This window comes from Winogradskyella marina (assembly GCF_015645385.1).
GTDB lineage: Bacteria > Bacteroidota > Bacteroidia > Flavobacteriales > Flavobacteriaceae > Winogradskyella > Winogradskyella marina.
On sequence record NZ_JADOET010000005.1, the window covers coordinates 188,065 to 199,819 of the forward strand.

General features: G+C 33.2%; 13 protein-coding genes. All 13 read right to left on the reverse strand.

What is annotated here, in order from left to right; all coding sequences use genetic code 11:
* Nucleotides 1–124 precede the first annotated feature (124 nt).
* The 13 genes from ITJ86_RS08090 to ITJ86_RS08150 all read right to left on the reverse strand — a co-directional run bounded on the left by ITJ86_RS08090 (nt 125) and on the right by ITJ86_RS08150 (nt 11,661).
* Nucleotides 125–2,125, reverse strand: coding sequence for a TonB-dependent receptor plug domain-containing protein (locus tag ITJ86_RS08090; RefSeq protein WP_195871131.1), 2,001 nt, complete (start codon nt 2,123–2,125; stop codon nt 125–127).
* Between the two features lie 231 nt (nt 2,126–2,356).
* Nucleotides 2,357–3,202: a hypothetical protein gene (locus tag ITJ86_RS08095; protein ID WP_195871132.1), complete on the reverse strand. Its 846-nt coding sequence runs from the start codon at nt 3,200–3,202 to the stop codon at nt 2,357–2,359.
* Nucleotides 3,203–3,301: 99 nt separating this feature from the next.
* Nucleotides 3,302–3,646, reverse strand: a complete 345-nt coding sequence (locus tag ITJ86_RS08100) for a hypothetical protein (protein WP_195871133.1) — start codon at nt 3,644–3,646, stop codon at nt 3,302–3,304.
* 108 nt (nt 3,647–3,754) lie between these two features.
* A complete protein-coding gene (locus ITJ86_RS08105; protein ID WP_230080250.1) occupies nt 3,755–4,168 on the reverse strand; it encodes a hypothetical protein in 414 nt (137 codons plus the stop codon).
* A 33-nt stretch (nt 4,169–4,201) separates the two neighbouring features.
* Nucleotides 4,202–4,984, reverse strand: a complete 783-nt coding sequence (locus ITJ86_RS08110; RefSeq protein WP_195871135.1) for an ABC transporter permease — start codon at nt 4,982–4,984, stop codon at nt 4,202–4,204.
* Nucleotides 4,977–5,684 (reverse strand): ABC transporter ATP-binding protein, encoded by a 708-nt coding sequence (locus ITJ86_RS08115; protein ID WP_195871136.1) that lies wholly within the window; start codon nt 5,682–5,684, stop codon nt 4,977–4,979. The genes ITJ86_RS08110 and ITJ86_RS08115 overlap by 8 nt, the downstream gene beginning before the upstream one ends.
* Nucleotides 5,678–6,913: a nitrous oxide reductase family maturation protein NosD gene (locus ITJ86_RS08120; RefSeq protein WP_230080251.1), complete on the reverse strand. Its 1,236-nt coding sequence runs from the start codon at nt 6,911–6,913 to the stop codon at nt 5,678–5,680. The genes ITJ86_RS08115 and ITJ86_RS08120 overlap by 7 nt, the downstream gene beginning before the upstream one ends.
* Before the next feature lie 4 nt (nt 6,914–6,917).
* Nucleotides 6,918–7,355 (reverse strand): nitrous oxide reductase accessory protein NosL, encoded by a 438-nt coding sequence (locus ITJ86_RS08125; RefSeq protein ID WP_195871137.1) that lies wholly within the window; start codon nt 7,353–7,355, stop codon nt 6,918–6,920.
* Nucleotides 7,356–7,385: 30 nt separating this feature from the next.
* A complete protein-coding gene (locus ITJ86_RS08130; RefSeq protein ID WP_195871138.1) occupies nt 7,386–8,006 on the reverse strand; it encodes a hypothetical protein in 621 nt (206 codons plus the stop codon).
* A gap of 133 nt (nt 8,007–8,139) precedes the next feature.
* Nucleotides 8,140–10,098, reverse strand: a complete 1,959-nt coding sequence (gene nosZ, locus ITJ86_RS08135; protein WP_195871139.1) for a Sec-dependent nitrous-oxide reductase — start codon at nt 10,096–10,098, stop codon at nt 8,140–8,142.
* A 27-nt stretch (nt 10,099–10,125) separates the two neighbouring features.
* Nucleotides 10,126–10,218: a fasciclin domain-containing protein gene (locus tag ITJ86_RS17530; RefSeq protein ID WP_317190620.1), complete on the reverse strand. Its 93-nt coding sequence runs from the start codon at nt 10,216–10,218 to the stop codon at nt 10,126–10,128.
* A gap of 189 nt (nt 10,219–10,407) precedes the next feature.
* Nucleotides 10,408–10,893 carry a c-type cytochrome gene (locus ITJ86_RS08145; RefSeq protein WP_195871140.1) on the reverse strand — a complete coding sequence of 162 codons (486 nt, stop codon included), beginning with the start codon at nt 10,891–10,893 and terminating at the stop codon, nt 10,408–10,410.
* 222 nt (nt 10,894–11,115) lie between these two features.
* Entirely contained in the window at nt 11,116–11,661 is a 546-nt protein-coding gene (locus ITJ86_RS08150) for an alpha-ketoglutarate decarboxylase (RefSeq protein ID WP_195871141.1), read from the reverse strand.
* Nucleotides 11,662–11,755 lie beyond the last annotated feature (94 nt).

An 11,755-nucleotide genomic window follows, 5' to 3' on the forward strand; every position in this document is an offset into this window, starting at 1 on the left:
ATATCACTTTTAAAAAATACAAAAAAATTAACAGTTGTTAAACAAAGGATACGATATTATGTGAGTTCATCAATAAATAAATAGAAGGATGTGAAATAGAAGGATGTGGTGTTGTAAATGAAATCTACCGAAAAACAAAAGACAGATTCACATAAAAATTACATCCTTGTCTGGGAACGTTATTCCAATCTGCGTAGGTGGAATAGTTGGTGTCTAACATATTTTCAACACCGTATTTAAGGATTGTTTTTCCGAGTTTATGATAAAATACATTGCCTAAATTAAGATTCAAAATAGCATAATCTGCCGTTTCATTTTCGCCGTACAAACGACTATAATTACTTTGGTTACCGTTACCATCTAATTGTAATGCAGCATTGAATTTTGGTGTGTTATAATTGAATTCAGCAAAATATGAAACCGGTTTTATAAGTGGTAGGTTTTCGCCATTATTACCTTTTCCGTAGTTATAGCCAATGGTTCCGTTTACGGTAAAACGTTTAGATATTTTATAACTACTATTAAGATACGAGCTAAAAATAGAAGCATGGTCTAAAGCCGTATAAACGCGTACACCATTGGCTCCAATGGTCATTGAACTTACATTTGGTGTTAATTCTCCAATAATATAATCCATTATATAGAAGTATGAGGTTTCTAAGCCTATTTCAAAATCATTGAATTTTTGTTTGAAGTTAAGGTTGACATCTAAGGCTTTTTCATCTTTTAAATTTGGGTTGCCTATATAATCGTAATTATCAAAACTGTTAAATAAATAAAAGCCATAACCTTCACTAACCGAAGGTGCACGTTCACCATAACCTAAACCCAAAGATAGGTTGTAATTATCTTTTTTAAGTTGATAGGTTGACGCTAAACTAATGAGGAATCGGTCGTTTTGTTCATCTACATTGCCATGAAAAATCTCAAGACTTTGAACTCCGACGTCTTTAGCTATTTCGCTACTATGATACCCTAATCTTAACGAAGAGGCCAGTGTTTCATGCTCACTAAAATGAAAGTCATCTTTTATAAAAATACCAGAATACAAGGTTCTAATATCTGGCCATGTATACATAAACATATCTGGTTCTTCGGGATTATTTGAAAACATGGTCATTTCTGCTAGAGACTTGTTATAAAATCCATTTAGGTTAAGTGTAAAGTGATGTTGGTTTTTGATGAGTGCCGCTTTACTGTAAAATCCATACGTATCACTCCAGCCTGGCATATCCATTCTTATCGGAACTATAGGTCGCTTAGTGTCGTCCATAATATGAGTTATGGTATTGAAATACAATTTGGTTTCTAAAGACTTGAATACTTTACCCTCAGATTTATAGTAATGGGTTAATGATGTAATTAATGCTTCTGCTAAAGATACATCCATTGGTAAGGCAGGGTAACCGACATCTGTGGCTTTATCATAAATAAGATTGACATCTATGCTTTGAGTATCAGAAAATTTGTAACCCGATTTTAGAGACATATTATATTTTTCGAACTGAGAGTACAAGATTTCTTTGGTGTTTCCTGCATCGTAATTATCAGATTTTCTATAAACCCCATCTGCATTAATAAAAAATGAATGGCCTGTGTATCCTAAATCTAAACCAGTAGCTTTATAATTACCGTTGGTTTCATATCCTAAGTCTAATCCTGATTTATAACCAGAACCATTGAATTTAGGTGTTGGTAATTTTAAGTCGATCCCACCACCTATTGAGTGACCATGTTCTGTGCCTTCTTGTCCAGAACCAATGGCTACTTTTTCGAGATTAGAGACATCCACATAAGAAGTTATTGGGTCCATTTTATCTGTACAGGCACCAAAAATTTGCATGCCATCAATCGTAACCACTAAACGTTCACTAGCCATATTATTAAGTGTTGGTTCCCAAGCATAATTACCACGTTTTATCATGGTTATTTTGTTTGATTTTTCCAAGTAATTATCAATGCTAGATAATGTTTTTTCTTGTCTATGGTTACTTAATTTACGTCTAGATAGTACTAGAACTTCATCAAGTTTTGTAGTATCGTTTTTAATCGTGTTCATTTCTTCTTGTGCAAATCCAAAAGAAGACATTAAAACACCTATCATGATAGTTATTAGCGTTTTCATGGCTAAAGGTTTTAGCGTTTTAAATTATTAAGAAAATAGCTTTTGCTACTGTTGGTGATTTTTTACCAACAGTTTCCTTTTTTGATCCCGAAAATTGTTAGTGGGAAAGACGAACGACGGCTACGTATTTTGGGAATATATCTGTCATATTAAGCGCAGTTGAATTGTACTTATAAAAATACATTGGTTATGGTTTTTCAACTGCACTCAATAAAAACAGTGAGGCAGACATTAGAATTCCAATTCTAAATACAAGCTGCTAGATTCATTATTCTCTGTAACGTCTTCACCTTTTAAAACAGTGCCGTTTTCGTTTAAGAGTTTTAAGTTCAGTTTCCAATAACCCGTCATGGTTAACGATACATCTCCATAGTAGAAATTATCTGCATTATTGTACGTAAGATCTGTATTATTTGGTGAGCTATGGTTTCCCATGCCTGGCATACGTGGGTCTAAAGCAATGGTGTAATCTTCCACAACCGGAAACGCCATCATATTTTCCATTTTAAAGAGACCAACCTTCATCGTGTTTATAGCAATAGTTGGGTCTTTTGGTTCAATTAATGCGAGAATATATTTAGTATCATCACTTCCCATAAAACTTACTGAATTTTGATTTTCATATTGCATTACGCTAATAGTTTCTGTGACGGAATAATCTATGCCATCTATCGTATAATTGAGTGTTAATGACCAGCCAGAACCATCTTCATAAGTCATTTGGTAAATTATAAAACCTTCGTAAACCGTGTCTTTTCCTAATGCTTTTGTAATAACAGATTTAGGACAAGAATGCTGCATCGTTGGCATTTGCATTACGGGCATCCACGATAGTGTTGCATTTTCAATATAGGTGTCTGTGGTATTGTTTTTAATTCGAAGACTAACCTGATTATATCCGGTTTCAAATTGTCCTTTCTCGTTGTAAAGTTCTATAGTTTCGTTACCGTTAATTATGGTTTGAATTAGTTCTAAACCTTCAACTTCATTAATTTGTGTTGCGTCGTTATCGTCGTCTGTTGAGCATGAAAAGAATAAGGCTATAAAGGCGATTGGTAATATATATTTAAATTTCATCTGAATGTTTTTGAGTTGTTTTTGAATGTAATTATCCTGTTTGAAACCCTTTTGGGTTTCAAGAAAAGAATTTTGCGCATTGGTAGCGCATCATAAAAACTAGCTTAAATTTGGTGGAGGGGTTTCGATGTCGTAAAAGCCAGAAAAAGGCTGTTTTAATCTATAATAGAAAGTGTTTTGAAAGCTTGAAATTTTAGAAAAATCATTAACAGTATGTTCTAAAGTTGAATTGAGAACAAAGGCATCTAAACCTGTTTTATCAACTAAATTCATTGGTGTATCTGAATTAGAATCCGTGTTGTTTTGAGTTAATTGTTTTGTTAATTGGCATTTACCATTACAACCTTTTTGATTACCTTTTTGAATACAAAGTGTTTTAGCGATAAAATCTTGGTTAATCACAAAATCGGTTACAATAACCACGTTGTTTATAGTGTTCATCATTAAAACGAACGTTAAAAACAAGGCCGTAGCTTTATATATAACCTTTAATATCATAACGCTAAATTCGGACTAATTTGTCTTTAATTATATGATTTATGTCAGCTAACCTTAAATTTTAAAATATTGAAAGTAGGTAGCGGTTAAGCGTTTTAAGGTTGTGACTTTTTTCTTAAGTTCTAAAGCATTTTCTACATCTTTTATATCTGTAATTTCTTCTAAAATAGGAATTAATACAACATGAAGTTGGTCGTGTGCTTCGCCTTCCATATCGCAGCTTTTAATAATATAACTTGTTTGTTTTGAAAGTGCTTCGCCCAAAATTTTTCCACTCGATGATGAATCGTTTTTTAATATGGAGTCGATACGTTTCATACCAATATGTGTTTCTTTATTGGCTATCCATTTTTCGTTATTGTTTAGGGTTAAACCTTCAATTTGAATAGCTTCAGGTTCAACTTTGGCGGTTTCGTTTTTACAACCAAAGGTTAGGATTATAAAAAGGATGATAATGCTATTTTTCATGATCATAATTTTAAAAAATAAAATGTTTTTTGACTAAAAATCTTTTTTCTTCGACTTGAATACAATGCGTAAAACGGGCATCACAACCCAAATGGTTAACATTATAAAGGATATAATAAAACCAAAACTGGTACCAAAAAATTGTTTAAAAACAGCGCCAGTGTATCCTAATAATGCGGAAATGTCCAATTTTAATAAGATTAAAGTTCTCGATAAATCTATAGGATTTAGCATTGTTCCTATTAAAGACAACTTGTCTAATGGGTAATCTTCAAATAGAATTAAGGTCATTAAAAACAAGCCATCATAAATTACAGCGAGAAATAGCCAAAGTAAAATAGCGTAACCAAATCCTTTAATTTTATTCTCGTTAGTTAAGGCAATATTAAAAGCTAAAGCGGTAAAAATTAAGGTTAAAAATGTACCTGTAACAAGTAGAAGTGAAAAATCCCAAATGGCACTACTTTCAAATAAACCGTAAAACACAAATGGAATGCCTAAACCTAAAATTAAACTCATAGATAAGGATAAAGCGACACCTAAATATTGACCTAAAAATATGGACGACCGTTTTACAGGTTGAGCCAAAAGTAACTCTGTAAATTCTTGCGAATTATAATAATACATCACGCCAAAAATGGTGCCTATTAATGGCACTAAAACAATGATGACGTTCATTAATGTAATCACTGCTTTTGATAAATCATTATTTAGAAACAATAACACAACACCCAACAATAAATAGAAGGCGAAGTAGACGTAACTCCAGCGGCTACGCATCAAATCGTAAAAACTATATTTTAATATCTTAAGCATGGTTATCGGATAATATAGACGCAATCGCATGTTCAAAATCGGGTTGATTGGTCTTGGTTTTTAATTTTTGAATGCTGCCTTTAAAGTAAATTTTACCTTCGAGAATGAATACGATCTCATCGGATATTTCTTCAACAAAACTCATAATATGAGATGTTATAAGCACCGTTTTTCCTTTAGCTTTTTCAACTTTTATTAAATCTTTTAATCTAATGAGTGAAATAGGATCTAAGCCTGTGGTTGGTTCGTCTAAAATAATTAATGGACTATCGAACATAAACGTTAAAACAAGGTTCACTTTTTGCTTGGTTCCACCAGAAAGGTTACCTAATTTTTTTTCTAGAAAAGGTTCTAGTTTAAAAAGGTCAATTAAACGCTGGTCTTCATCGGTTTGTTTCCGTAAATCCTTAATCATTTTAATTAATTCTTTAACTTTAAGGTTACTCGGAAAGTTGGCAATCTGTGGTAGGTAGTCAATTTTATGTCTGTAATCAGAATTCTTTTTTATGTTTTCGCCATGTACCGTAATGTTTCCTTTATCTGGAATCACCATTCCCAAAACGGATTTTATCAACGTCGTTTTGCCAGAGCCGTTTGGTCCGAGTACCGCAAATATTCCACCTTCGTGAATGTGTAAATCAACACCACTTAATACTTGGTTTTTTCCGAATTTTTTATGTAAATTTTCTATGGTTACCATGTCAGTTTTTTTATTTGTGGGTTGTTGTCCAATAAATCATCTGGTGTAAAAACAGGCGATACTTTTTCAGAAAAATCGATGATATCTATAAACATACTGCGTAGCAAAATGATAGTTTCTGGGGTGCGGTTTACGATATAGGAAAACAGTTTTACGGGTCTGTAAGGCACATCTCCAATGCCATTTTTATCTAAATCGTAACCTGTATAATTACTCCAGTAATTTCTATCAAATGCATTGTCATTAACCTTACTATTATACGCAATGTCAAAGGAATTATATAAAAAATTGTTCTCTGTGAAAATATTGGTGTAACAAGCGCCTTTTACCTTAACAGCCCAACCATTTTCTTTAAATGTATTATGCTTGTAGCTGATACGATTAGAACCTTCTACATTAATCCCAATGGTGTTGTCCTCAAAGGTATTACCTTCAATTTCGGCATCATTAATTTCTTTGAGTAATAGGCCATAAGAAGCTGTTCCCCAATTTTCTTTAAACGTATTGTTGAACATTTTGATACGTTTTGAAAACATCACTGCGACACCAGCTCCGTTGTTTTCAAACGTGTTGTCTTGGTAGGTGTCATCGTTAGAAAACATAAAGTGTAAACCGTAACGTACATTTAAAGTACTTTCATTGTTCTTAATCGTACAAAAATCAGAAAACTCTAAATAAATGCCATCCCGAACATGTTGCACAAAATTATGTTCAATTTCTACATTTTTACTATACCACAATTGAATCCCATTGCCTGAATTATATTCCTCAACAGCTTCTCCAACAATCTTATTATGAAATATTTTACCGTATCTGGATTTTTCGATATAAATCCCAAAGAATAGTTTTTCTAAAACCAAGTTCTGAATTAAAAAATGTTTACTGTTTTTAACACGAATAGCGGCATAATCTTCAGTATAGCTATTACCAACATTTTTAATAAATAAACCGTCAACAGTAACACTATCAGAAATTATGGTTATGATTTCGCCTTTTAACTCTCCATCAATAACAGGATAATTTTTGCCGATTATAGTTAAGGGTTTATCCACAATTACGTTGTGTTCTTTGTATGTTCCGTTTTTAACAACAATGGTATCGAAACTTTTAGCGTTCGCAATACCTTTTTTTAATGTTGAATTAGGGCAGGTTTTGCAAACCTCTATAGTTTGGGCAATAGTTGAGTTGGCCATAAAAATGGCAGCTATTAAAAAGATGATGTGTTTCATACTACTAGTCGTTATGTTTGGCTAGTAAGGTTTCCCAAGTGTATAAATCGCCTCCTTTTTCTGCTTTAAATTTTTCAGCATCAGCCTTATCTTTAAAGGCAGAAAGAAATGCTCCCATAGGGCTAGGAATATTTTCACTTATTAGAAAGGTTGCTTTTGTAGCATCAATTAAAGTTTCGGGTTCCGTGTAATTATTAGATAAGTAGAGTTCAATGTCAGCGGTATCAAAATCATTCATGAAGTTGATCATACATTCTGTAGCATCAAATTTATAGACTTTTCCTTTTTTTGTTACAATTTCTGCGGCGTGGGTCTTGTCTACAATAGTCATTGAGCAAAAGTGGCAACCATCGCTTCCGTAAATTATCGGTTCGGGTTTTGCATTACAATTAAATAACAATAGTAATACTGTAATGCTAGAATAGTGTTTTAGTGTTTTCATGCCTTTAGTGATTTTAAATTACTGTATTATTTACTGTGTTGTTGGTTTTAAGCTTGCTTTTCTGCCTAACCAAAAAGCAACTAGTGTTAGAGCCATACCAACAAACATAAGATATCCGCCTATGTGTGGCCATGAATCTACATCAAAGTTTAGTAATTTTTGATAGCCAATTAACGGTGGTTTGTAACTCATTGGTGTTCCATCTGGATTGGTTACTTTAATAATAGCATGCGGGTCTAAGTTACTACCATAGTCTATTAACCAGTTGTTAAAATCGTACATACCTAAAACACCTAATACAGACATTAATGCAAACCAACCTAAAAAGTATTTATAGCTTATTTTTTCAAAAAAGCCCATTACACCAATGATTCCACCAAGAATAACCATGCCTATAATAACTTTAGGAAACACTGAGAACTCCCACATTTCTTCGGGCTTAGGAATCGTTTTCATGCCAATATAGTGGTTTAAACCATCTATATTTTGAAGGTCAAATTCTTGTACGCCTTTTATACCTTGAATATAAATATTCATTCCCAATGGTTCAGGATATTGTGGAGCACCTAGCATGATGTTCCATAAGGGAAATTTAAAAAGCCCTAACAACAATAAGGATCCTATTACCATTATAATTCCAGCCTTTTTCATAATATGAAATAGTTTTAATTAACCATTTAGGTAATAGTGTTTTAAAAAGAAAGGCGAGAGCGATATGTCAACTCTCGCCTTATATTAGGAAAATAAACACTAAAACAAAATCCTCCTAAATCCTTGTAATTAATTATTCACCTAAAGACCAGGACAATTCAATGTTTGAATCAGCAGGAGATACACGCACATAGCCTTGCATTTCTTGGTGTAACGCAGAACAGAAATCTGTGCAATAGAATGGCCAAACACCAACTCTTTCTGGTTCCCAAGTTAAAGTCCTGGTTTGTCCTGGTGCAATTAATAATTCAGCATTTCTAGCGCCAATCATAGCAAAACCATGAGGGACATCAAAATCTTGTTCTAAGTTAGTAACATGGAAAAATACTTTATCGCCAACCTTAACACCTTCAATATTATCTGGTGAAAAGTGACTACGTATCATCGTCATATAAACATGAACATTTTTACCATCTCTAACAATTTTAGTTTCAGCATCACTTAATGCTTTTCTAGGGTGTTCGTTTTCTGTTAATTTAAATATTTTTCGAGAGTTGTTTTTTACAATTTCTGCCGGAATTGCTGCGGCATAATGTGGTTCACCATGGGTAGGGAAATCTAAAAGTAATTCCATTTTTTCTCCAGAAATATCATATAACTGAGCAGAGTGTTCCATTTCTGGACCAGTTGGTAAATAGCGATCTTTTGTTATTTTGTTCATGGCAAACATGTACTTACCAAAAGGTTCTGCTGAGTTTCCTCCAGGAATTGTTAAGTGACCAACTGAGTAATAGGTGGGTTTTCTGTCAACAACTTCCCATGTGTCTAATTTCCATTTTACAACTTCAGAAGAAATAAAGAAGGTGGTGTATGCATTTCCTTTGCCATCAAATTCAGTATGTAAAGGACCTAAGCCTGGCTGTTCGACCACGCCTGCTAAAACATCTTCGAAATTTAAGATGGGAATACCATAGGCTTCTCCAGCAAATTTTTCGGCTTCGATGGCTGCTAACATTTTTGTAAATGAGTGTACGGTTAAGTTAGCTGATAATTTACCATTACCTACAATATACTCCCCAGAAGGATCTACATCACAACCATGTGGTGATTTTGGTGTTGGTAATAAGTATACAGCACCAGGAACATCTGACGGATTAACGACACGTACTTCTTTTTTTATAGTAGATGTTGCGGTGTGAGTAGCATCACTATGAATATTATGTGCATAATTAGCCGGCATCATTGTACCACCACCATTATTTACATATTCTTCAATTTTTTTCCAGTTGATGGCTGCAATAAAATCTTTATCGTTTTGAGACGCATTAACTTCTAAAAGTGAATTAGCTTCTTCTGTATTATAAGTAGTAAAGAAGAACCAACCATGAGATTTTCCACGTCCAGGATGTGATAAATCATAGTTAAAACCTGGCATTAGGACTTGGAATTTTATATCCATATGCCCATGTTCTGGATCTACAGATATGAACGATAAAGCCCCTTTAAAGTTTCCTTTGTAGTCTTTAATAGATATGTCTTCCTGTGGAATTGGAACAGAAAAACGTGTTCCAGCTACCACATATTCAGTATTTTCGGTAATAAAAGAAGAACTGTGGTTACCTGCACTATTTGGAACTTCAATTATTTCTTCAGTTTCAAATGTGGTTAAACTAATTCTAGCAATACGAGGTGTATTATTACCATTAATAAATACCCAACGACCATCTAATTTTCCATTAGTTTGAGAGATATCTGGGTGGTGAGAATCATCCCAAGGTACAAATCCATAAGACGTTTCTAACATCGGTTTGGTTTCTTCAGAATAACCATAACCATTGGTTGGAAATTGAGAGAAAACAGGAATCTCTTTAAACATACGTCCAGAGGGTAAGCCATAAACGGTAAGGTTACCACTATAGCCACCAGAAATAAAAGCATAGTGAGAATCATGCTCTCCAGGAGCAACATAAACTTTCTCAGCATTATTGCTAGATAGGGCTCCGGAGTTATTAGATTTACCAGAATTATTACAGCTTGTGAATGCGGCAAAAACCGCTACAATTGCCAGTGTTGATTTTAATATATTTTTCATTGTTTATAGATTTAATTAGTGTTAGCATTAATCAGTTGGTGGTAATAAAACTTTGTCTATAACGTGTACTATACCATTTCCGGTTTTAATACTTGCTAATATTCTTGCGCCACCAATCATGGGTTACCCCTATACAACTTCTACTTGAACGTAGCTGTTATTAGCTTGTCCTAATTTTTTATATTTCTTTAAAAAATCCTTAGAGTTGTTTGATTGGTTTCATAGGTGTCGTTTTTTATGATAAAAAGCTGTTCTCTATTCATCCTTCCTTTGAGTGATAAATTTTGAACATGCTTATTTCATAATTTATTATTTTAAAGTTCTAAAATATTCTAACACTGCTCTGGCATCTTCTTCGGTAAGACCTTGGTTTGCCATAGGCGCTCCATTAAATTCCATTAATAAATCTTTTGCTAAAGGGTCTTCTTTTACCATGCCTTCTGGATTTAAAATCATGTTCATTACCCATTCTGGAGATCGTCTTTTTAAGATACCTGTTGGTGCTGGGCCAATAAACTTCTTGTCTGCTTTATGGCAAGCGGTACACATTTTGTTGTAAACCTCCATGCCATGAGCAGCCATATCTTCATTAATTTCCGCATCTAATGTTATAGATGTAATTGGGCCAACTCCTTTATTAGAGAGTTCTATACGCTCAGAAGCAGCAACTTTTTTTTCGGTTTTAACTGGGGCTTTTTTTCCATAAGTAGATTCTTGTTTTTTTGAGTCATTACCGCCACAACTTAATACAGTTGCAATAGCGATTATCGATAATAATTTTAGATATTTTTTCATTGTTTTAGATTTTATTTTTGTCAAATTTAAATAGTAAGAATTAGAAATTATATGACTTTTGTCATAAATAGGATAAATTTATCCTATTTAATGATTTGCTTATTTCTTTTAGATAGAAGTAACCTAAACGTATTTAGATTGTAAAATCAGAAACCCTCAGTATAACTGAGGGTTTCGTTAAATTTATGTCAAGAAATTTTTAGTGTATATATTTTAGATTTTTTAAAACCTAAAACGGACAAAAGGCATCCAAGCTTCGGAATATATACTTTTATCTTTGTCGTAAAGGACATCATACCTAATACCAATAGTGACATTGCCACTCGAATAACCTGCTCCTATAAATAGGGCAGGATACCAGTATTCTTCATCACCAAAAGAAGTATATCTATCGTCAAATTTGCGGCTCACATGTAGTTGTTCAAATTCTGTTGAAATCTGAACTTCGCGATACGGATTGAATAGACCAATAAGACTTCCTCCTAAAACAGTAGATTTAAACACATCTTTTTGGCTGCTATATGAGAAGTTAAGACCAATACCAGTGGCGACGTAAGGGTTAAATCTGTAAAGTGCATTTGGTGCTAAAGATCCGCTAAAAAAGCCATCGCCAAAATTTAAACCAATACCTCCTCCATATTCTACGTGGCTCCAAAAACTATTCTTATTTGCAGTATGTTCTTGAGCGAATGATAATAATGCAGAAAAACATATTAAAAATGTACATAGTGATAATTTAATTCTGCGAAAATCCTTCAAATTTGTCATAGCTTTATTTGTTCTATTCAATATGTTATAAATATAATAAAACCTTATCTATATTTAGTAAAAGTTGTATTTTTGACTAAATTATGTTGAAACG

Bases quoted from the DNA above. Each gene is read 5' to 3' on its own strand.
- ITJ86_RS08090 (WP_195871131.1), bottom strand. From the start codon at position 2,125: ATGAAAACGCTAATAACTATCATGATAGGTGTTTTAATGTCTTCTTTT.
- ITJ86_RS08095 (WP_195871132.1), bottom strand. From the start codon at position 3,202: ATGAAATTTAAATATATATTACCAATCGCCTTTATAGCCTTATTCTTT.
- ITJ86_RS08100 (WP_195871133.1), bottom strand. From the start codon at position 3,646: ATGATGAACACTATAAACAACGTGGTTATTGTAACCGATTTTGTGATT.
- ITJ86_RS08105 (WP_230080250.1), bottom strand. From the start codon at position 4,168: ATGAAAAATAGCATTATCATCCTTTTTATAATCCTAACCTTTGGTTGT.
- ITJ86_RS08110 (WP_195871135.1), bottom strand. From the start codon at position 4,984: ATGCTTAAGATATTAAAATATAGTTTTTACGATTTGATGCGTAGCCGC.
- ITJ86_RS08115 (WP_195871136.1), bottom strand. From the start codon at position 5,684: ATGGTAACCATAGAAAATTTACATAAAAAATTCGGAAAAAACCAAGTA.
- ITJ86_RS08120 (WP_230080251.1), bottom strand. From the start codon at position 6,913: ATGAAACACATCATCTTTTTAATAGCTGCCATTTTTATGGCCAACTCA.
- ITJ86_RS08125 (WP_195871137.1), bottom strand. From the start codon at position 7,355: ATGAAAACACTAAAACACTATTCTAGCATTACAGTATTACTATTGTTA.
- ITJ86_RS08130 (WP_195871138.1), bottom strand. From the start codon at position 8,006: ATGAAAAAGGCTGGAATTATAATGGTAATAGGATCCTTATTGTTGTTA.
- nosZ (WP_195871139.1), bottom strand. From the start codon at position 10,098: ATGAAAAATATATTAAAATCAACACTGGCAATTGTAGCGGTTTTTGCC.
- ITJ86_RS17530 (WP_317190620.1), bottom strand. From the start codon at position 10,218: ATGATTGGTGGCGCAAGAATATTAGCAAGTATTAAAACCGGAAATGGT.
- ITJ86_RS08145 (WP_195871140.1), bottom strand. From the start codon at position 10,893: ATGAAAAAATATCTAAAATTATTATCGATAATCGCTATTGCAACTGTA.
- ITJ86_RS08150 (WP_195871141.1), bottom strand. From the start codon at position 11,661: ATGACAAATTTGAAGGATTTTCGCAGAATTAAATTATCACTATGTACA.